The organism is Streptomyces sp. NPDC048411 (genome assembly GCF_040704695.1).
In the GTDB taxonomy this organism is placed as follows: Bacteria; Actinomycetota; Actinomycetes; order Streptomycetales; family Streptomycetaceae; genus Streptomyces.
In genome coordinates this window covers 39,103-58,308 of record NZ_JBEZKL010000023.1, presented here as the reverse complement: position 1 = coordinate 58,308, position 19,206 = coordinate 39,103, and the positions used below count along the sequence as shown (strand labels likewise).

The 19,206-nt window shown below is 70.8% G+C and carries 18 protein-coding genes; 12 read left to right on the top strand and 6 right to left on the bottom strand.

The annotated features are described in order from the left end of the window. Positions 1-38 precede the first annotated feature (38 nt). Positions 39-854, top strand: coding sequence for an exodeoxyribonuclease III (locus tag AB0915_RS11635; protein ID WP_366690901.1), 816 nt, complete (start codon positions 39-41; stop codon positions 852-854). Here the strand turns inward: AB0915_RS11635 and AB0915_RS11630 are convergent. Together AB0915_RS11630 and AB0915_RS11625 are read right to left on the bottom strand one after the other, a co-directional pair. After that, positions 844-1,206: a DUF2087 domain-containing protein gene (locus tag AB0915_RS11630; protein ID WP_366690900.1), complete on the bottom strand. Its 363-nt coding sequence runs from the start codon at positions 1,204-1,206 to the stop codon at positions 844-846. The genes AB0915_RS11635 and AB0915_RS11630 overlap by 11 nt on opposite strands. 63 nt (positions 1,207-1,269) lie before the next feature. Continuing rightward, on the bottom strand, positions 1,270-1,932 hold the full coding sequence (locus tag AB0915_RS11625; protein WP_366690919.1) for a MerR family transcriptional regulator: 663 nt from the start codon (positions 1,930-1,932) through the stop codon (positions 1,270-1,272). A gap of 168 nt (positions 1,933-2,100) precedes the next feature. On the opposite strand from AB0915_RS11625, the gene AB0915_RS11620 reads away from it, so the two are divergent. From AB0915_RS11620 to AB0915_RS11605, 4 genes are all read left to right on the top strand, one after another. Beyond that, positions 2,101-3,636 (top strand): NAD(P)/FAD-dependent oxidoreductase, encoded by a 1,536-nt coding sequence (locus AB0915_RS11620; RefSeq protein WP_366690899.1) that lies wholly within the window; start codon positions 2,101-2,103, stop codon positions 3,634-3,636. After that, positions 3,633-4,577 carry an alpha/beta hydrolase gene (locus AB0915_RS11615; protein ID WP_366690898.1) on the top strand — a complete coding sequence of 315 codons (945 nt, stop codon included), beginning with the start codon at positions 3,633-3,635 and terminating at the stop codon, positions 4,575-4,577. Before AB0915_RS11620 ends, AB0915_RS11615 begins: the two co-directional genes overlap by 4 nt. Continuing rightward, positions 4,574-5,467, top strand: a complete 894-nt coding sequence (locus AB0915_RS11610) for an SDR family oxidoreductase (RefSeq protein ID WP_366690897.1) — start codon at positions 4,574-4,576, stop codon at positions 5,465-5,467. The genes AB0915_RS11615 and AB0915_RS11610 overlap by 4 nt, the downstream gene beginning before the upstream one ends. A gap of 97 nt (positions 5,468-5,564) precedes the next feature. Continuing rightward, entirely contained in the window at positions 5,565-5,744 is a 180-nt protein-coding gene (locus AB0915_RS11605) for a hypothetical protein (RefSeq protein WP_366690896.1), read from the top strand. A gap of 170 nt (positions 5,745-5,914) precedes the next feature. On the opposite strand, the gene AB0915_RS11600 is transcribed toward AB0915_RS11605, so the two are convergent. Beyond that, complete coding sequence (locus AB0915_RS11600; RefSeq protein WP_366690895.1) at positions 5,915-9,196, bottom strand: S41 family peptidase; 3,282 nt, start codon at positions 9,194-9,196, stop codon at positions 5,915-5,917. Positions 9,197-9,366: 170 nt separating this feature from the next. Here AB0915_RS11600 and AB0915_RS11595 point away from each other — a divergent pair, with 170 nt between their 5' ends. Together AB0915_RS11595 and AB0915_RS11590 are read left to right on the top strand one after the other, a co-directional pair. Beyond that, positions 9,367-9,939 (top strand): TetR/AcrR family transcriptional regulator, encoded by a 573-nt coding sequence (locus AB0915_RS11595; protein WP_366690894.1) that lies wholly within the window; start codon positions 9,367-9,369, stop codon positions 9,937-9,939. Between the two features lie 116 nt (positions 9,940-10,055). Then, positions 10,056-12,284: an MMPL family transporter gene (locus AB0915_RS11590; RefSeq protein WP_366690893.1), complete on the top strand. Its 2,229-nt coding sequence runs from the start codon at positions 10,056-10,058 to the stop codon at positions 12,282-12,284. A 142-nt stretch (positions 12,285-12,426) separates the two neighbouring features. Here AB0915_RS11590 and AB0915_RS11585 read toward each other — a convergent pair whose 3' ends face one another. Beyond that, complete coding sequence (locus AB0915_RS11585) at positions 12,427-12,780, bottom strand: SsgA family sporulation/cell division regulator (RefSeq protein ID WP_366690892.1); 354 nt, start codon at positions 12,778-12,780, stop codon at positions 12,427-12,429. A 197-nt stretch (positions 12,781-12,977) separates the two neighbouring features. Here AB0915_RS11585 and AB0915_RS11580 point away from each other — a divergent pair, with 197 nt between their 5' ends. The 5 genes from AB0915_RS11580 (at position 12,978) to AB0915_RS11560 (ending at position 17,707) form a co-directional block, all read left to right on the top strand. Beyond that, the gene (locus AB0915_RS11580) at positions 12,978-14,033 is read left to right on the top strand and encodes an energy-coupling factor ABC transporter permease (RefSeq protein WP_366690891.1); all 1,056 of its coding nucleotides are present in this window, start codon (positions 12,978-12,980) and stop codon (positions 14,031-14,033) included. Beyond that, positions 14,033-14,794, top strand: coding sequence for a cobalt ECF transporter T component CbiQ (gene cbiQ / locus AB0915_RS11575; RefSeq protein WP_366135796.1), 762 nt, complete (start codon positions 14,033-14,035; stop codon positions 14,792-14,794). The genes AB0915_RS11580 and cbiQ overlap by 1 nt, the downstream gene beginning before the upstream one ends. After that, positions 14,782-15,558, top strand: a complete 777-nt coding sequence (locus AB0915_RS11570; protein ID WP_366690890.1) for an ABC transporter ATP-binding protein — start codon at positions 14,782-14,784, stop codon at positions 15,556-15,558. Before cbiQ ends, AB0915_RS11570 begins: the two co-directional genes overlap by 13 nt. Before the next feature lie 194 nt (positions 15,559-15,752). After that, positions 15,753-16,916: a serine hydrolase domain-containing protein gene (locus AB0915_RS11565; protein WP_366690918.1), complete on the top strand. Its 1,164-nt coding sequence runs from the start codon at positions 15,753-15,755 to the stop codon at positions 16,914-16,916. Further along, positions 16,913-17,707: an SDR family NAD(P)-dependent oxidoreductase gene (locus tag AB0915_RS11560; protein WP_366690889.1), complete on the top strand. Its 795-nt coding sequence runs from the start codon at positions 16,913-16,915 to the stop codon at positions 17,705-17,707. The genes AB0915_RS11565 and AB0915_RS11560 overlap by 4 nt, the downstream gene beginning before the upstream one ends. Before the next feature lie 90 nt (positions 17,708-17,797). Here the strand turns inward: AB0915_RS11560 and AB0915_RS11555 are convergent, their stop codons facing one another. Beyond that, entirely contained in the window at positions 17,798-18,649 is an 852-nt protein-coding gene (locus tag AB0915_RS11555) for an EamA family transporter (protein WP_366690888.1), read from the bottom strand. Beyond that, complete coding sequence (locus AB0915_RS11550) at positions 18,646-19,164, bottom strand: YbaK/EbsC family protein (protein WP_366690887.1); 519 nt, start codon at positions 19,162-19,164, stop codon at positions 18,646-18,648. Before AB0915_RS11550 ends, AB0915_RS11555 begins: the two co-directional genes overlap by 4 nt. Between the last annotated feature and the right edge of the window lie 42 nt (positions 19,165-19,206).

Below are 19,206 nucleotides of genomic sequence, written 5' to 3'. Positions count from 1 at the left end.
ACAGATATGCGATCGGTGGTTGTCGGTATTGTGCCCTGATGCTCACCGTGACCACCGTGAATGTGAATGGGCTCCGCGCCGCCGCGAAGAAGGGCTTCGTCGAGTGGCTCGCGGGGACCGAAGCCGATGTGATCTGCCTGCAGGAGGTGCGTGCCGAGCCGCACCAGCTCGCCGACGAGGTGCGCGAGCCCGACGGCTGGCACACCGTCCACGCACCGGCGGCCGCCAAGGGACGGGCCGGGGTTTCCCTCTACACGCGCCGGGCGCCGGAGCGGGTGCAGATCGGGTTCGGCGGGTTCGGGGACGCCGGGAGCGAGGAGTTCGACGACAGCGGCCGGTACGTCGAGGTCGACCTGCCCGGTGTGACGGTGGCGAGCCTGTACCTGCCCTCCGGTGAGGTCGGCACGGAGCGGCAGGATGAGAAGGAGCGCTTCATGGGTGCCTTCCTGTCGTACCTCAAGGGACTCAGGGCGCGGGCCGCGGCCGACGGTCGCGAGGTGCTGGTGTGCGGCGACTGGAACATCGCCCACCAGGAGGTCGACCTGAAGAACTGGAAAGGCAACAAGAAGAACTCCGGCTTCCTGCCGGAGGAGCGGGAGTGGCTGACCCGGGTCTTCGACGAGGCCGCATACGTCGATGTGGTGCGGGCGCTCCACCCCGACGAGGAAGGGCCGTACTCCTGGTGGTCCTACCGGGGGCGGGCCTTCGACAACGACACGGGCTGGCGCATCGACTACCAGGTGGCGACGCCCGGTCTCGCCGGGCGTGCGGTGAAGGCATGGGTCGAGCGGGCCGCCACGCATGGCGAGCGGTGGAGCGACCACGCGCCGGTGACGGCCGTCTTCAACCTGTAACGGCCTCCCCCGCGATAAGGGGTGGATCAGCGGAGTCGCAGGGCGTCGGGAGCCCACTCCCTGTCGCGGGGGAGGCCGTAAGGGTGCGGCGGTAGCTGCTGCCGTCCTTGGGGCGGGTCAGCAGGCCCGCCACCACCAGGTAGCGGCGCAGCGCCGAGTAGTCGTCGTGCACCGTCAGCAGTGCCTCGTTGACCTCGCGCTCGCTGTACGTGCGGTCCGGCTCGAACAGCGTCCGGGTGAGGTGGACGAGCAGCTGTTCGCGGCGGGCCGGCTTGCGGGGGATCGCGGTCAGCCGACCGCGGGAGAACAGGGCGGCGACCCCGTGTGAACTGCTTCGATCGTTGTCGGGCATGGGCGGAAGCCTGGCGCACGGGACGGGTGCGGGCAACGCGATTTCGGGCGACGGCTCCGAGGGCTACGTCTGCGGCGTCTTCGGCTCCGAGGGCTTCGGCCGGGTGTCGTCGTCGCGGCGCAGCCTGCGGTCGAAGGCCATCGAGAGTTCCGCGTCCACCACCGCGCGGGCGAGCGGGCGGAGTTGGGCCGGTTCGGCCTCGGTGGAGTGGGCCCGCATCACCCCGACGAAGAGTTCGGCGAGGGCGTCCGCGTGTTCCCGGACCCGGCGGCCCGCCGTGAGCACCGTGGAGAGCGGCACGCCCTCGCGTACCAGCTCCGCCGACGCCTCCAGGAGACGTCGGCTGATGTGGACGATCTGGTCGCCGTCGGTGGCGAGATAGCCCAGGTCCAGGGCGGCGGCGAGGTTCTCCGGGGTGACCTCGCCCTCGAAGTGGTCCGCGAGCTGTTCGGGCGTGAGGCGGACCGGGGTCTCCTCGGTCGGCTCGCCCAGCCCCAGCACCTCGGCGACATCGCGGCCGCTCTCGAAGGTGCGGGCCAGATCGGCGATGCCGGTGAGGGTGTGGCCGCGCTCCAGCAGCCCGGCGATGGTCCGCAGCCGGGCCAGGTGGTGGTCGTCGTACCAGGCGATGCGCCCCTCCCGGCGCGGTGGCGCGATCAGACCGCGCTCCCGGTAGAAGCGCAGGGTCCGCACGGGGATGCCGGCCTCCTTGGCCAGCTCCTCCATGCGGTATTCGCGGTGTTCGCGTCCTTCAGCCACCACCGCACCCTATGTTGTACCGCTGGTAACTTTCCCTGGCCGGACCCCTACCCATCGGTACGGGGCTCCTCTACTCTCCCAACGATGCCAGCGATTGCTGGCGGAGTCGTGTGACGTACCGCGGGAGGCGCCGGCATGGCCCAGCACGAGCATGTACGAGTGGCGGTGATCGGATCCGGATTCGGGGGCCTGGGGGCCGCGGTCCGGCTGCGCCGCGAAGGCATCACCGACTTCGTCGTCCTGGAGCGGGCCGAATCCGTCGGTGGCACCTGGCGCGACAACAGCTACCCCGGCTGCGCCTGCGACGTACCGTCCCACCTCTACTCGTTCTCGTTCGCCCCCAACCCGGACTGGCCGCGCACCTTCTCCGGACAGGAGCACATCCGCGCCTACCTGGAACGTGTCGCCGACACCTTCGGGCTACGCCCGCACATCAGGCTGGGCCATGAAGTGACCATGATGCGGTGGGACAACGACGAGCTGAACTGGGTGATCGAGTCCGCGAACGGGACGACGATCGTCGCCGATGTCGTCGTCTCCGCGACCGGCCCGCTCTCCGACCCGAAGATGCCGGACATACCCGGTCTCGCCGGCTTCCCCGGCAAGGTCTTCCACTCGGCCCGCTGGGACCACGACTACGACCTGACCGGCAAGCGCGTCGCCATGATCGGCACCGGCGCCTCCGCGATCCAGATCGTGCCGGCGATCCAGCCGAAGGCCGGCAGGCTGACCCTGTTCCAGCGCACCCCGCCGTGGGTCATGCCGCGCATGGACCGGAACATCAGTGGCGCCGAGCGGTGGCTGCACCGCGCGCTTCCGTTCACCGGCACCGCGCGCCGTGGACTGCTGTGGGGCATAAGGGAGTTGCAGGTCGGCGCCTTCACCAAACACCCCGACGAGCTCGGCCTGGTGGAGAGGATGGCCACGTCCAACATCGCACGGGCCATCAAGGATCCGGGGCTGCGGGCCAAGCTGACGCCCTCGTACCGCATCGGCTGCAAGCGGATTCTGCTCTCCAGCACGTACTACCCGGCGCTCGCCCAGCCCAATGTGGATGTGGTCGCCTCCGGGCTGACCGAGGTGCGCGGCAGGGCCGTCGTCGCCGCCGACGGCACGGAGGCCGAGGTCGACGCGATCATCTTCGGCACCGGCTTCCATGTGACGGACATGCCGATCGCCGACCGGGTCGTCGGCGCGGAAGGCATCACGCTCGCCGAGTCCTGGAAGGACGGCATGCAGTCGCTGCGGGGCGCGACCGCGGCGGGCTTCCCCAACTGGATGACGATCATCGGCCCCAACACGGGACTCGGGAACTCCTCCATGATCCTGATGATCGAGTCCCAGCTGAACTACATGGCGGACTATCTGCGCCAGCTGAACGTCCTGGGCGGGCGGGCCGCGCTCGGTGCGCGGACGTCGGCGGTCGGGGCGTGGAACCGGCGGGTCCAGGAGCGGATGAAGCGGACCGTGTGGAACACCGGTGGCTGCACGAGTTGGTATCTGGACGCAGGCGGGCGCAACACCACGGTCTGGCCCGGAACGACAGGTGAGTTCCGCCGGGAGACGCGGACGGTGGACCTCGGGGAGTACGAGGTCATCCGGCCCCGGTCGGCCGATGCCGCCGAGACCGCCGTCGACGGGAAGGCCGTCGCCGAGGAGGCCGCGCGATGAGCCGGCCGCTGCGGAGCGAGGACGCCCCGTTGGCGCCCGCGCGCGAACTGACCGCCGTCTCCGCCGACGGCTCCCGCATCCACGTCGAGCTGCACGGGCCGGACGGCGCCCCCGCGGTCGTGCTCGCGCACGGCTGGACCTGCAACACCCATTTCTGGGCCGAGCAGATCCGGGACCTGGCGGTCGACCACCGGGTCGTCGCCTACGACCAGCGCGGCCACGGCCGCACGCCCGCCGTCCGCCCGGAGGGGTACAGCACCGGCGCGCTCGCCGACGACCTCGAAGCGGTGCTGGCCGCCGCACTGGCCCCCGGCGAGCAGGCGGTGCTCGCCGGGCACTCCATGGGCGGCATGACGCTGATGGCTGCCTCGCGGCGGGCCGGGCTGCGCGAGCACGCGGCAGCCGTACTGCTCTGCAGCACCGGCAGTTCGCGGCTGATCGCCGAGTCGCGCGTCGTACCGATGCGGGCCGGTGCGGTCCGCACCCGGATGACCCGCGCGATCCTCGGGTCGCGGGCTCCGCTCGGGCCGGTCACACCCGTCTCGAAGCGCATCCTCAAGTACGCGACGATGGGCGCCGGTTCGGCCCCGGAGCGGGTCGAGTCCTGTGCCCGGATCGTGCACGCCTGCCCGCGGGCGGTCCGGGTCTCCTGGGGGCATGTGCTCGCGGAGCTCGATCTCGACGCGGGCGTAAGGGAGTTGAGGGTGCCGACCGCCGTGATCGCGGGTACGGACGACCGGCTGACGCCGCCCGTCCACGCGCACGCCCTCGCGGCGGCGCTGCCCGAATGCCTGGGGCTCACCGAGTTGGTGGGGATGGGCCACATGACACCGGTGGAGGCGCCGGAGGCGGTCACCGCGAGAATCCGGGAACTGGTCGCCGGGTATGTCACCGCTGCCACCGGGACGGTCAGTGGCACTGTTGAGGAGGAGGTCGCATGAGCGGCAGGCGCAGTCTCGAAGGACAGGTCGTGGTCGTCACCGGCGCGGCGCGCGGCGTGGGCGAACTGCTGGCCCGCAAGCTCTCGGCGCGCGGCGCGAAGCTGGCGCTGGTCGGCCTGGAGCCGGACGAGCTGAAAAAGGTCTCCGAGCGGCTGCACGCGGAGAGCGACCACTGGTACGCGGACGTCACCGACCATGTGGCGATGGCACGGGTCGCGCAGGAGGTGAAGGAGCGCTTCGGCAAGGTCGACGTGGTCGTCGCCAATGCCGGGGTCGCCTCGGGCGGGCCGTTGGCCGACTCCGACCCGCAGGCGTGGCGGCGGGTCATCGAGGTCAATCTGATCGGCGGCGCGGTGACAGGGCGGGCGTTCCTGCCCGTACTGATGGAGAGCCGCGGCTACTTCCTGCAGATCGCGTCGCTCGCCGCGATCACTCCGGCGCCGATGATGACCGCGTACTGCGCGTCGAAGTCGGGCGTGGAGGCGTTCGCACACAGTCTGCGGGCGGAGGTCGGATACCGGGGCGTGAAGGTCGGTGTCGGCTACCTGTCCTGGACGGACACCGACATGGTGCGAGGTGCCGACGAGGACGACGTCATGCGGGAGTTGCGGCAGCGGCTGCCGTGGCCGGCGAACCGCACGTATCCGCTGGGCCCGGCGGTCGACCGGATCGTGGCCGGCATCGAGCGGCGTTCGGCGCACGTGTACGCGCAGTGGTGGCTGCGCGGCATGCAATCGGTGCGGGGATACCTGCCGGCGGTCATCGGGGTGGTCGGACAGCGCGAGATGAAGCGGTTCGGCTCGCGGCTCGAGGGCGTGAGCAAGGGGCTTGTGGGCGCTGGAGGTGCGGCAGACGAGGTCGCGCGGGGTGCGAGCACGCAGCGTAAGTGATCGAAATGCGTGGGATGTCCTGCCGTGTAAGTCTGGTCGAGGCCCCAACGGGGTCACCCCCCAACGCATCCCGAGCACCCCACTAGGAGTGAACAGCATGGGTATCGCAGACCAGTTCAAGGACAAGGCGCAGGAGCTCGCCGAGCAGGCGAAGAAGAACACGGGCGAGAAGAAGGGCGAGCCGCGCGGGCGGACGTCCGCTGCGTCGGAACGGGCGCGTGACAAGGCCCGGGACGCGGCGCAGGGGGCGCGCGACCGGTACGACGACGAGTCCTGACTCGTCGGTGCGAGGGGCGCGTTCGGGAGACCGGACGCGCCTTTCGCGTGCGTGGGCCTGTTTCCCCACCCCACCCCTTCCCGAAACCGGGGGCACGCCCCCGGACCTCCTTTTTGTCCTCAATCGCCGGACAGGCTTGATGTGTTCGTCGGACGGGATTGATGTGGTGCCTATCGTGGCGGCAGCGGTGGCCGTGCGCGGTTCGGGGCGTCCTCGTAGGTCGGTGGGGTCGACGCCGGGTGGGACTTCAGGAGTTCGAGCGCGATGTGCACCGCGTCGTCCAGCACCGCGTGCCGGCCCTCCGCCCAGTCCAGCGGAGTGCGCAGCGCCTCCAGGTCCGGTTCGACACCGTGGTTCTCGATCGACCATCCGTACGCGTCGAACCACGCCGCGTTCATCGGCACCGTGATCACCGTGCCGTCGCCCAACCGGTGCCGGCCCGTCATGCCGACGACCCCGCCCCAGGTCCGCTGGCCCACCACCGGGCCCAGTTCCAGCAGGCGGAACACGGCGGTGATCATGTCGCCGTCGGAGGAGGTCGCCTCGTCGGCGAGAGCCACCACCGGGCCGCGGGGGGCGTTGGAGGCGTACGAGACCGGCTGGGCGTCGCGGGTCAGGTCCCAGCCGAGGATCGTGCGGGTCAGTTTCTCGACGACCAGCTCGCTGATGTGGCCGCCCGCGTTGCCGCGTACGTCGACGATCAGGGCGGGGCGGGAGACCTCCATCCGCAGGTCCCGGTTGAACTGGGCCCAGCCGGAGCCGCCCATGTCGGGGATGTGCAGGTAGCCGCACTTGCCGGCACTCAGCTCCCGTACGACTTCGCGGCGTTTGGCCACCCAGTCCTGGTAGCGGAGCGGGCGCTCGTCGATCAGGGGGACGACGGCGACGCGGCGGGAGGGGCCTTCGCCCTCGGGCGGGCAGAAGGTGAGTTCGACGGTTGTCCCGCCCGCCTGGGAGAGGAGGGGGTAGGGGCCCGCGACCGGATCCACCGGGCGGCCGTCCACGTGGGTGAGGATCGCGCCGTCCCGGATGCCTGTGCCGGCGAGCGGTGAACGCGCCTTGGAGTCCGAGGAGTCGCCCGGCAGGATCCGCCGGACCAGCCACTTGCCGTCCCGGCACACCAGGTTCGCGCCGAGCAGTCCGATCGCCCGCTGGTAGTGCGGTGGGCCCTCGTTGCGGCGGGCGGGTCCCACGTACGCGTGCGAGGTGCCCAGTTCGCCGAGGACTTCGCGCAGCAGGTCCGCGAACTCGTCGGGGGTCGCGACCCGTTCGACCAGCGGACGGTACTGGTCGAGCACGCCCGGCCAGTCGATGCCGCACATGTCGGGTTCCCAGAAGTAGGAGCGGATGATGCGGCCCGCTTCCCCGTACGCCTGCCGCCATTCCGCCGCCGGGTCGACATCGTGCAGGATCCGCCGCAGGTCGAGGTAGACCGTCGAGTCGCTGTCGCCGGCCTCGGTGGCCGGTACGGCGCGCAGTTCTCCGTCGTCCATGACGACCAGCCGGGTCGCGTCGCCGCTGACGGCGAACCAGTCGAGATGGCCGACGAGTTCGGTCTTCCTGGCCTTCGTGATGTTGAAGTGTTCGAGCGTGGGACGGCCCGACATGTCGGCCGGGTTGGCGAACGTCTCGCCGAGCGCGCCCGAGATCGGCCAGCGCAGCCAGACGAGCCCGCCGCCGCTGACCGGATGCAGCGCCGAGTATTTCGACGCGGTGACCGGGAACGGCGTCACCCGGTTCTCCAGCCCCTCGAACTCGACCGTGACCGTGGCCCCTTCGGCCGGAGTCGCTTCCGGAGTCTCGCCCGGGTCGAGGCCGCCCGCTGCCGGGCGCCCCTCCGGTGAGAGAGCGAAGGGGGACGGGGTGGCGGAGGAGAGCGGCACCAGGTACGGGCGGCAGCCGAGCGGGAAGGAGAGGTCGCCGGTGTGGACGTCGTACACCGGGTCGAAGCCGCGCCAGGAGAGGAACGCGAGATACCGGCCGTCGCCGGTGAACACCGGGTTCTGGTCCTCGAAGCGGCCGTTGGTGACATCGACGATCACCGGGGCACCCGGTCCCATGATCCGGGCCAGTTTGATCTGCCGCAGCGAGCGGCCGATCCCGGGATGCGACCAGGTCAGCCAGGCGCCGTCCGGTGAGAACGCCAGATCGCGGACCGGTCCGTTGATGGAGCGGATCAGCTCGGTCGGTTCGCCGGTGGACTCCTCGGCCGTGTCGAGGAGCAGTAGCCGGCCGTCGTGCGTGGCGATCGCGAGCCGTTCGCCCTCAGGGTCGGCGATCAGTTCGTGGACCCGGCCGACCTGCCCGGAGGCCAGCCGGCGCGGTGCCCGGTCACCGCTGGCGCGCGGCAGGTACGCGATCTCGATGGCGTCCTCGCCGTCCGCGTCCGTCACGTAGGCGACCTGGCCCATGCTGCCGAGCATCTCGGGCAGCCGGACCCGGACCCCGGGGGTGTCGGCGATCGTGCGGGCGGGCCCGTCGCGGTGGGTCAGCCAGTACAGACTGCCGCGGACCGAGACGGCGCTCGCCCGGCCCGTCTCGTCCACGGACAGCGAGTCGACATTGGTGGCGGCGGGCACCTGGTACGTACGCCGCCCGGCCCGCGGCCCGCCGAGCCGCACCTGCAGCTTCCGCGGCGCCGCGTCCGGTGATTCGAGGTCGTCGACCAGCCACAGCTCGCCCGCGCACTGGTAGACCACCCGGCTTCCGTCGCTGGACGCGTGCCGGGCGTAGAAGGCATCGTGGTCGGTGTGGCGGCGCAGGTCGGAGCCGTCGTGCAGGCAGGAGTACAGGTTGCCGACACCCTCGTGGTCGGAGAGGAACGCGATCCGTCCGGCGACGAACATCGGCGAGTCCAGATGGCCGCCGATATCGGGCAGCAGTCGCTTGCCGTGCAGCCACAGCCGCCCCATCGCCCCGCCCCGGTACCGCTTCCAGGCGGCCGGTTCGTGCGGGGGTGTGCCGGTGAGCAGCAGCGTGCGCCGTTCGCCCTCGATGTCCGCGACCGCGATGTCGGAGACCGGACCCCACGGGAGCTTGCCGCCGGGGGAGCCGTCCGTGGGAAGGCTGTAGGCCCAGGAGAAGTACGAGAACGGTTGTGCGTGCGAGGACACGGCGAGGATGTGCGACGTCTCGTCCGGATCGGGGGTCCAGCCGCAGACCCGGGCGTCGGTCGACCCCCAGTAGGTGAGCCGGCGGGCCGGTCCGCCCTCGACCGGGGCGAGATGGATCTCGGGATCCAGGGTGCGCCAGGTCGTGTATGCGATACGGGTCCCGTCGGGCGAGAAGCGCGGGTGACTGACCCGCGTCCGGTCGACGGTCACCCGCCACGCCCGGCCGGGCTGCTGCCCCTCGGGGGCGAGCGGAGAGACCCAGAGGTCGTCCTCGGCCGCGAAGCAGAGCAGGTCCTTGTGAAGGTGCGGAAAACGGAGATACGCGACGTCGTCACTCACCCCCCAATGCTTTCCGCGTGAGCGGGACGCGGCAACTCGTGGTGCGGAAGACGTTGTGGTGCAACACACAAGCGAAACGATGCAGTTTCGTTCAGTGGCGGGGTACCTTCGAGGTGTACGAAACAGTTTCGTTTTGCTGACATACCAGTGACAGGACAGGAGGTCGGCCCATGGCACGCACCCGTCTCACGCCCGAGCGCGAGAGCGAGCTCTACGCCGCAGTCCTCGACCTGCTGAGCGAGGGCGGCTACGACGCCCTGACCATGGATGCCATCGCTGCCCGTACCCGCTCCAGCAAGGCCACCCTCTACCGCCAGTGGGGGAGCAAGCCGGAGCTGGTCGTCAAGGCGCTGCGCCACAACAAGCCGGGCGACCTTTCCGAGATCGACACCGGTTCGCTGCGCGGAGATTTCCATGCCGCGCTGGCCCGGACCGACGACTGCAAGATGCAGAAGAACTCCGCGCTGATGCGGGGCCTGATGCAAGCCGTCCACGACAGTCCCGATCTGTACCAGGCGCTGCGTGAACAGCTCATCGAGCCGGAGATATCCAGCCTCGATGTGCTGCTCCGCCGAGCCGTGGACCGGGGTGAACTGCGTCCGGACAACCCGGCGCTGAAATATGTACCGCACATGCTGGTCGGTGCTTTCACCGCTCGGCAGCTGGTCGAGGACCGCCCCATCGACCATGCGTTTCTCACCGACTACGTCGACTCCGTGATCCTCCCCGCTCTCGGCGTCTGACCCCGTCCCTTCCGTACGGCCCTCTCCCCAAGCCTCACCTGACACGCCGCTCTCGTCGTCGGGCTGGTTCCTCACGCCCTTTTCCACCCACACGACCTGACCGGGAGTACACCTCCGTGGCCACATTCCTTTACAAGCTCGGACGGTTCGCTTTCCGGCGCCGCCGCTATGTCGCCCTTGTCTGGGTGGCACTGCTGGCGCTCGCCGGATTCGGCGCCGCCTCCGCGTCCACCGCCACCTCCAGCTCCTTCTCCATTCCGGGTACGGAGGCTCAGAAGGCCTTCGACCTGCTGGAACAGCGTTTCCCCGACTCCAGCGCCGACGGCGCGACCGCGCGGGTCGTCTTCAAGGCCGACAACGGCCAGAAGATGACGGACCCGGCGAACAAGGCCGAGGTCAACAGGATCGCGGACGAGCTGAAGTCGGGTTCGGACCAGATCGCCTCGGTCACCGACCCGTACACCGGCAACGCCGTCAGCAAGGACGGCTCCACGGCGTACATCTCCGTGTCCTACAAGGTCAACTCGATGGCGCTGACCGATGCGACCCGGAGCGCCCTGGAGGACGCGGGCCACGCGGCGCAGAAGAGCGGGATGACCGTGGAGATCGGCGGCGACGCCCTCCAGGTGATGCCGGAGACCGGGGCCACCGAGATCATCGGTGTGGCGATCGCCGCAGTGGTGCTGGTCATCACCTTCGGCTCGCTCGTCGCGGCGGGTCTGCCGCTGCTCACCGCGCTCATCGGCGTCGGCATCGGCGTCTCGACGATCACGGCCCTGGCCAACGTGCTCGACCTGGGTTCCACCACCTCCACCCTCGCGATGATGATCGGCCTCGCGGTCGGCATCGACTACGCGCTCTTCATCGTCTCCCGCTACCGCGCCGAGCTGGCCGAGGGCCGCGAGCGCGAGGAAGCGGCGGGGCGGGCGGTCGGCACGGCGGGTTCCGCGGTCGTCTTCGCCGGTCTCACCGTCGTCATCGCCCTGGTCGGCCTGGCTGTCGTCAACATTCCGATGCTGTCGAAGATGGGCTTCGCCGCGGCCGGCACGGTCGCGATCGCCGTCCTGATCGCGCTCACCCTTGTCCCGGCGGTGATGGGCTTCGCGGGCAAGCGGGTCATGGGACGCAAGGCGCGCAAGGCCGCCGAGACGTCGAGCCGGCCCGAGGCGAAGCCGAACATGGGTACCCGGTGGGCGCGGTTCGTCCTGCGCAAGCCGGTCTGGGTGCTGCTGGTCGGAGTCCTCGGCCTCGGGGCCATCGCCGTACCGGCCGCCTCGCTGGAGATGGGTCTGCCCGACGACGGCTCCCAGCCCACCAGCACCACCCAGCGCCGCGCCTACGACCTGCTCTCCGACGGCTTCGGCCCCGGCTTCAACGGGCCGCTGATGGTCGTCGTGGACACGGCGAACAGCTCGGACGGCAAGGCCGCGGTCAAGCAGGTCTCCGACGAGATCTCCGGCATCCCGCACGTCGTCGCGGTCACCCCGGCCCACTTCAACAAGGCCGGCGACACCGCCATGATCACCGTGATCCCGAAGGACCGGCCGAGCTCCGCCGAGACGGAGAACGTGGTTCACGCCATCCGTGACGCGGGCACGGGCATCACGTCCGACACCGGCGCCGAGGTCCTGGTCACCGGATCCACGGCGATGAACATCGACTTCTCGCAGAAGATGAACGACGCGCTGCTGCCGTATCTGGCGCTCGTCGTCGGCCTGGCGTTCCTGCTGCTGATGCTCGTCTTCCGCTCGGTGCTGGTGCCGCTGAAGGCGGCCCTCGGCTTCCTGCTCTCGGTCGTCGCGGCCCTGGGCGCGGTCGTCGCGGTCTTCCAGTGGGGCTGGCTGGCCTCGCTCTTCGGCGTCGAACAGACCGGCCCGATCATGTCCATGATGCCGATCTTCATGGTGGGTGTGGTCTTCGGTCTCGCCATGGACTACGAGGTCTTCCTCGTCACCCGGATGCGCGAGGCGTACGTCCACGGGGAGAGCGCCCCGCAGGCGATTGTCACCGGCTTCCAGCACGGCGCCCGCGTCGTCACCGCCGCGGCCGTGATCATGATGGCGGTCTTCGCCGGGTTCATCGGCTCCAGCGAGTCGATGATCAAGATGATCGGCTTCTCGCTCGCCATCGCCGTCTTCTTCGACGCGTTCGTCGTCCGGATGGCGATCGTGCCCGCGGTCCTCGCCCTGCTCGGCAAGCGCGCCTGGTGGCTGCCGCGCTGGCTGGACCGGCTGCTGCCCAATGTCGACGTGGAGGGCGAGGGGCTGCGCAAGCAACTCGGCGAGACGTCCGGCGAAGGCGGGCAGGGCGACGCGCAGGGCGAGCGTCAGCTGACGCGCGTCTGATCCGTACGAGACCCGGGGTCCGCGTCCGAGCGGAACGCGGCCCCGGAATGCGCCGGTTACCTGTGGGGACGTGGGGCCGGAGCGGCGATGAGCCCCCGTGCGAGCGGCACGGGGGCTCCTGCATGCCGTCACTCCGTCAGGGTCACGCCGGTGTGGTCTCGGACTTCTTGCTCTCGCCGTGGGTGCGGTCCAGGAAGCGGATCAGCGGCGCGTTGTCGAACTGCACCACCTCGACGCCGTCCGGCGAGTGCCGCTCCACGACCAGCTGCGCCCGTCCGCACGGCCAGATCCGTATCGCGCCGTGCCCGGTCGGCGAGTGCAGCCCGCCCTCCAGCAGGTCTCGGCCGAAGGCCCAGTCGATGCCGCCGGGGAAGGTGAGATGCACCGTAAGCGGGTCGACGGCCGCGTCGTACCGCAGGTCGACGGGGACGGAGAAGGTGTCGGTCGCCTCGGTGATGAGCCGGGCTTCGGCCTGTTCTTCGATCACGGGGGGCATAGGCCGAATCCTCCTGTTACCGACTGTTTATGAATGTTTGATATCTAATGTCGCATATTTTGGCCAAAGAGCGCGACGAGGAAGTCGGGTACTTGTTGCGAATGCGCTCTTGCGAGCCATTCGCAACAAGGCCCTATCATTGAGAGGTTCATGACCCCGCGCAGCAGTGCAGGAACGCAGGAAGCGGAGCCTCCCTTATGCATGTACCCGACGGATTCATCAACGCCCCCGTCTCCGCCGCCGCCGGTGTGGTCGCCGCGGGTGCCGTGGCGCTCAGTCTGCGGGGCGCCCGCCGCGAACTTGATGAACGCACCGCGCCGCTCGCGGGGCTCGTCGCCGCGTTCATCTTCGCCGTGCAGATGCTGAACTTCCCGGTCGCGGCCGGTACCAGCGGGCATCTGCTGGGCGGGGCGCTCGCCGCGATCCTGGTCGGGCCGTACACCGGGGTGCTCTGTATATCCGTCGTGCTGCTCATGCAGGGCATCCTCTTCGCGGACGGCGGGCTCACCGCGCTCGGTGTGAACATCACCGTCATGGGCGTCACCACCACCGTCGTCTCGTACGCAATCTTCCGTGGTCTCGTCACCGTCCTGCCGCGCACCCGCCGCTCCACGACCGCCGCGGCATTCGTCGCCGCACTGATCTCCGTACCGGCCGCGGCCTGCGTCTTCACGCTGATCTACTGGATCGGTGGCACCACCGACATCCCGATCGGCAAGGTCCTCACCGCGATGGTCGGCGTGCACATCCTGATCGGCATCGGCGAGGCTGTGATCACCGGACTGACCGTCGGAGCCGTCCTCGCCGTCCGCCCCGATCTGGTCCACGGCGCCCGCGGTCTCACCTCCCCGCTCAAGCTTCGGATCGACGGCGAGCTCGTCGACGCCCCCGCCCGGCAGTCCGTCGCGCCGGTCGCCGCCCGCTCCACGCGCGGGCTCTGGGCCACCGGCCTGGTCACTGCCCTCGTGCTGGCGGGCTTCGTCTCCTTCTACGCCTCCGCCAACCCGGACGGCCTGGAGAAGGTCGCCGCCGACAAGGGCATCGACAAGAAGGTCGAGGAGCACGCGGCCAAGGACTCGCCGCTCGCCGACTACGGCGTCAAGGACATCTCCGACGCGCGGCTCTCCGGCGGTCTCGCCGGGGTGATCGGGGTCGGCGCCACGATCGTGGTCGGCAGCGGGGTCTTCTGGGCCGTCCGCCGCCGCCGTACGCCGGACGCACCCGCCGACATCCGTACCAAGGAAGCCGTCTGATGGGCGCAGGCCACGCTCACAAGCTCTACCGGCACGGGCACTCGCCGGTCCATGACCTGCCCCCGCACTGCAAGCTCGCCGCTGTGTTCAGCTTCGTGCTGGTCGTCGTCCTGACGCCGCGCGAGGCGGTCTGGGCCTTCGCGCTGTACGCCGCGCTGCTCGCCGGGGTCGCGGCGGTGGCCCGGATCCCCGCCGGGTTCCTGCTCAAGCGGCTGGTCATCGAGGTGCCGTTCGTCGCGTTCGCCGTGCTGATGCCGTTCGTGGTGCCGGGCGAGCAGACGGAGCTCCTCGGCGTCTCCGTCAGTGTCCCCGGTCTCTGGGGCGCCTGGAACGTCCTCGCCAAGGGCACCCTCGGCGTCGCCGCCTCGGTGATCCTCGCGTCCACCACCGAGCTGCGCTCCCTGCTGCTCGGTCTGCAGCGGCTCAAGCTGCCGCCGATGCTCGTCCAGATCGCCTCCTTCATGATCCGGTATGGGGATGTGATCACCGGCGAGATGCGACGGATGTCGATCGCCCGCCGCTCCCGCGGCTTCGAGGCGCGCGGGGTACGGCAGTGGGGCGTCCTCGCCAAGTCGGCGGGCGCGCTCTTCATCCGTTCCTACGAGCGCGGCGAACGCGTCCACCTCGCGATGGTCAGCCGCGGCTACACCGGCTCGATGCCGGTCATCGACGAGGTGACGGCGTCCGGCGCGCAGTGGGCGTACGCCTCGGCACTCCCCGTGCTCGCCCTCGCGGTCTGTCTGCTGGGATGGACCCTATGAGCCCGTCCAGCAGCACCGTGCCGTCCCTTGAGGTCAGTGGCCTCGCCTACGCCTACCCCGATGGTCACCAGGCGCTCTTCGGCGTCGACCTGACCGTCGCCCGCGGCGAACGCGTCGCCCTGCTCGGCCCGAACGGCGCCGGCAAGACCACGCTCGTCCTCCACCTCAACGGCATCCTCGACGCGGGCGCGGGCACCGTCCGGGTCGCCGGTCTTCCGGTGGAGAAGCGCAATCTCGCGGAGATCCGCCGCCGCGTCGGCATCGTCTTCCAGGACCCCGACGACCAGCTCTTCATGCCGACCGTCCGTGAGGACGTCGCCTTCGGGCCCGCCGCATCCGGGCTGCGCGGCGCCGAACTGGAGGAGCGGGTCACCGAGGCACTCGAACAGGTCGGCATGGCGGGGTACGCGAACCGCCCCCCGCACCATCTGTCGTTCGGTCAGCGCCGCCGCGTCGCCGTCGCCACCGTGCTCGCCATGCGGCCGGAAATCCTCGTCCTGGACGAACCCTCGTCCAACCTGGACCCCGCGTCGAGGCGCGAACTCGCAGACATCCTGCGGTCGTTGGACGTCACCGTGCTGATGGTCACGCACGACCTGCCGTACGCCCTGGAGCTCTGCCCGCGCTCCGTCATCCTCAGCGAAGGCGCCATCGCGGCCGACAACCGTACTCAGGACCTGCTGTGCGACGAGGAGTTGATGCGTGCTCACCGGCTCGAGCTGCCCTTCGGGTTCGACCCGCGCTCCGTGACCATGGGCGCGTGACCGACGACGACACCAGCCGTCCCGGCCTCGCTGCCGCCCGTCGACCAGGACCCGGCCGCCAGGCCGGTCGACAGCGCGCACCGGGTCTGCCCGTACCCGACGCCGCTCGCGGCAGGCCGTCAGGGTCACCCGCGGTACAGCTCACCTGCGCAGCGATGCACCATGGGGGGATGAGCGGGAGTGCAGGAGCAGGCGTGGACGTACGGGGCACGGTGGCGACCGGATTCGAACCGGTCAGGGACGCCTTCATCCGTAACTTCGAGCAGCGGGGGGAGCGGGGGGCGGCGGTCGCCGTCTACCGGGACGGGCGCAAGGTCGTCGACCTGTGGGCCGGTACGAGAGACGTCGACGGCGTCGAACCGTGGGCGGTCGACACGGTGCAGATCGTCCGCTCCGCGGGCAAGGGCATCGCCGCGGCCGTACCGCTGCTGCTGCACCAGCGCGGACAGGTGGACCTGGACGCCCCGGTCGGCACGTACTGGCCGGAGTTCAAGGCGGCCGGCAAGGAGCGCGTCCTCGTGCGGCACCTCCTCGCCCACCGTGCGGGAGTCCCCGCCCTCGACCGGCCGCTGACGCCCCAGGAGGCCGCCGACGGGAGCTCCGGGGCGCACGCCGTCGCCGCGCAGCGCCCGCAGTGGGAGCCCGGTACCGCACACGGCTACCACGCACAGACGTACAGCTGGCTGATCGGCGAACTGGTGCGACGGGTCACCGGGCGAACCGTGGGCCGCTGGATCGCCGAGGAGATCGCCCGCCCGCTCGGCCTCGACTTCTGGTTCGGGCTCCCGGAGGAAGAGGCGCACCGGGTGGGCCGGATCGGACCGGTCGAGCCGCCCGTCCCGGGCGGCAACGGCGGTGCGCTGCGGATGCGCCCCAAGCGGTCGGTCGTGGACGCCTACCGTGATCCCGAGTCGCTGACCCGCCGCGCGTTCGGCGCCATCGACCCGTTCCCCGACGAGAACGACGCCGGCTACCGGGCGGCCGAACTCCCCGCCTCCAACGGCATCGCGACCGCCCGCGCGCTGGCCCGCGCCTACGCCGCGATGATCGGCCCGGTCGACGGTCACCGGCTCTTCGCCCCGGCCACGCTCACTCTCGCCCGCACCGAGGAGTCCGCGGGCCCGGACCGGGTGCTCGTCGTGAACACCCGCTTCGGGCTCGGCTACATGCTGCACGGCCCGGCCGCCCCGCTCCTCGCCCCCGGCTCCTTCGGTCACCCGGGCCGCGGCGGCTCGCTCGGCTTCGCCGACCCCGAATCGGGCATCTCGCTCGGCTATGTGACGAACGGTCTGCAGAAGGGAGTCACTGCCGACCCTCGTGCCCAGGCCCTGGTCAGAGCAGTACGGTCGGCGCTATGACTCCTACCGGTGATTCCAGGTTCGACGGATACGGCGTACTCATCACGGGCGCGGGGCAGGGCATCGGCGCTGCCACGGCCCGTCGGCTGGCCGCCGAGGGCGCACGCGTCCTGGTGACCGATCTGGACGGTGAGCGCGCCGAGCACACGGCGGCGGCGATACGGAAGACGGGCGCCACCGCCGAGGCGCTGCCCTGTGACGTGGGCGACCGGAAGGCGGTCGAGGCAGCGGTGGCCCGTGCGATCGAGGTGTTCGGCACGCTCGACGTGCTGGTCAACAACGCGTACCGCTGCACCTCCGACACCCCGCTCTTCGAGGACGAGCCCGACGACGTCTGGCAGGGCGATCTGGACGCCACGCTCACCGGCCCGTACCGCTGCTCACGGGCGGCACTGCCGCACCTGGTGGCGTCGGGCAGGGGCGCGATCGTCAACATCGGCTCCGTCAACGGGGAGCAGGACTTCGGCAACCACGCCTACAGCGCCGCCAAGGCGGGCCTGGGCAGCCTGACTCGTACGCTCGCCGGCCACGCCGGCCCGCGCGGGGTCCGCGTCAACCTCGTGGCCCCCGGCACGATCCGCACGGACGCGTGGGCGGACCGCGCCGACGTCCTGGACCGGGTGAGCCCGCTCTACCCCCTCGGCAGGGTCGGCGAACCGGACGACGTCGCGGCGGCGGTCGCCTTCCTCGCCTCCCGCGACGCCGCCTGGATCACCGGGACGACGCTGCGGGTGGACGGCGGGCTGCTCGCCGTGAACGCGGGCTTCCGGAGGGCGATCGCGCAGGACTGAGAGCCTGTCGGGCGGACCGGCGGGCTGCGCGGATTGCACCGGCACCGGCGCCTGCTGTCCGCGCCGGTGCTTCTCCGGAGGCCGCCGCGTTCAACTCGCGTGCAGCATGAGCCCGATCCCGACCACCATCAGTCCGGCCGCCGCGATCCTCGGCGCGCCGAACCGCTCCTTGAAGAACACCGTCCCTATCGCCGCGCCCACAATGATCGACGACTCGCGCAGGGCGGCGACCGGGGCCAGCGGCGCCTTCGTCTGCGCCCACAGGACCAGCCCGTACGCGGCCACCGACATGGCCGCGCCCCCCAGCCCCCGTGCCGCGTACGGCCGCAGCTGGGCGGCCAGTTGCCCGCGGCGGCGGTAGAACGTGTAGGCGGGGACGGCGAGCCCCTCCAGGATCATCAGCCAGGCGATGTAGCCGAGCGAGGTGCCGGAGGCTCGGACCCCCACCCCGTCCACGGTCGTGTACCCGGCGATCGCCAGACCCGTCGCGAGCGCCGCGGTGATCGCCGGCCAGTGCGGGCGGGTCTCCGAGCCCCGGATGCCCCACAGCGCGACGCCGACGAGCCCGGCGCAGGCGACCGCGACCCCGGCCGTCGCCCAGCCGTCGGGCCGCTCGCCGACGAAGACCGCCGCGAGGACCGTCACCACCAGGGGCGCGGTGCCGCGTGCGATCGGATACATCTGGCCGAAGTCGCCGAGCGTGAACGACCTCATCAGCAGCGCCATGTAGGCGATGTGCAGGATCGCGGAGACGATCAGATACGGCCATGCCGCCGCGGCCGGCAGCGGTGTGAAGCAGGCGGCAACCGCGCCGAGCAGCGCCCCGCCCCCCGAGATCAGGGTGAAGGAGAGCAGCTGGTCCTTGATGGCGTGCGCGATGGCGTTCCAGCCGGCGTGCGTGATCGCCGCGATCAGGACCGCGCATGCGACCAGCGGCGTCACCTGGACTGCTCGCGCACGTCCACCACGGTGCCGCCGGCATGCCTGATGACTGCCTTGGGATCGAGCGGGAAGACGGTGTTCGGGGTGCCCGCCGCAGCCCACACCACGTCGTGGTCCAGCAGCCCGCGGTCGGCCAGCACCCGGGTCTTCGTACGGTGGCCGAACGGCGGCACACCGCCGATCGCGTAGCCGGTGGTCTCCCGGACCAGATCGGCCCCGGCGCGCTTGACCTTCCCGGCGCCCAGCTCCCGCCGTACGAGCTCGACGTCGACCCGCGAGGAGCCGTCCATCAGGACCAGCACGGGAGCCCCGTCGGCCTCGAAGATCAGAGACTTGACGATGGCGCTGAGCTCGCAGCCGATGGCCGCGGCGGCCTCGGCGGCGGTACGGGTGGCGACCGGGAAGCGGCGGATCTCGACATCGAGCCCCAGCTCGCGCAGGGCCTCGGCGAATCGGGGGTGTGCGGCCGAAACGGTGGCCTCGGTCGCGGGAGTGGTCGCGTCGGGAGTACTCATGCCCCGCACGCTAGCGGCCGCCCGGCGGGGCAGGCGATCCGG

Excerpts from the sequence above, each read along its gene's own strand:
- AB0915_RS11585 (WP_366690892.1), bottom strand. The coding sequence starts at position 12,780 with ATGCCCCCCGTGATCGAAGAACAGGCCGAAGCCCGGCTCATCACCGAG.
- AB0915_RS11630 (WP_366690900.1), bottom strand. The coding sequence starts at position 1,206 with ATGCCCGACAACGATCGAAGCAGTTCACACGGGGTCGCCGCCCTGTTC.
- AB0915_RS11570 (WP_366690890.1), top strand. The coding sequence starts at position 14,782 with ATGGACCCTATGAGCCCGTCCAGCAGCACCGTGCCGTCCCTTGAGGTC.
- AB0915_RS11550 (WP_366690887.1), bottom strand. The coding sequence starts at position 19,164 with ATGAGTACTCCCGACGCGACCACTCCCGCGACCGAGGCCACCGTTTCG.
- cbiQ (WP_366135796.1), top strand. The coding sequence starts at position 14,033 with ATGGGCGCAGGCCACGCTCACAAGCTCTACCGGCACGGGCACTCGCCG.
- AB0915_RS11560 (WP_366690889.1), top strand. The coding sequence starts at position 16,913 with ATGACTCCTACCGGTGATTCCAGGTTCGACGGATACGGCGTACTCATC.
- AB0915_RS11620 (WP_366690899.1), top strand. The coding sequence starts at position 2,101 with ATGGCCCAGCACGAGCATGTACGAGTGGCGGTGATCGGATCCGGATTC.
- AB0915_RS11625 (WP_366690919.1), bottom strand. The coding sequence starts at position 1,932 with ATGGAGGAGCTGGCCAAGGAGGCCGGCATCCCCGTGCGGACCCTGCGC.
- AB0915_RS11605 (WP_366690896.1), top strand. The coding sequence starts at position 5,565 with ATGGGTATCGCAGACCAGTTCAAGGACAAGGCGCAGGAGCTCGCCGAG.
- AB0915_RS11635 (WP_366690901.1), top strand. The coding sequence starts at position 39 with ATGCTCACCGTGACCACCGTGAATGTGAATGGGCTCCGCGCCGCCGCG.
- AB0915_RS11580 (WP_366690891.1), top strand. The coding sequence starts at position 12,978 with ATGCATGTACCCGACGGATTCATCAACGCCCCCGTCTCCGCCGCCGCC.
- AB0915_RS11615 (WP_366690898.1), top strand. The coding sequence starts at position 3,633 with ATGAGCCGGCCGCTGCGGAGCGAGGACGCCCCGTTGGCGCCCGCGCGC.
- AB0915_RS11595 (WP_366690894.1), top strand. The coding sequence starts at position 9,367 with ATGGCACGCACCCGTCTCACGCCCGAGCGCGAGAGCGAGCTCTACGCC.
- AB0915_RS11610 (WP_366690897.1), top strand. The coding sequence starts at position 4,574 with ATGAGCGGCAGGCGCAGTCTCGAAGGACAGGTCGTGGTCGTCACCGGC.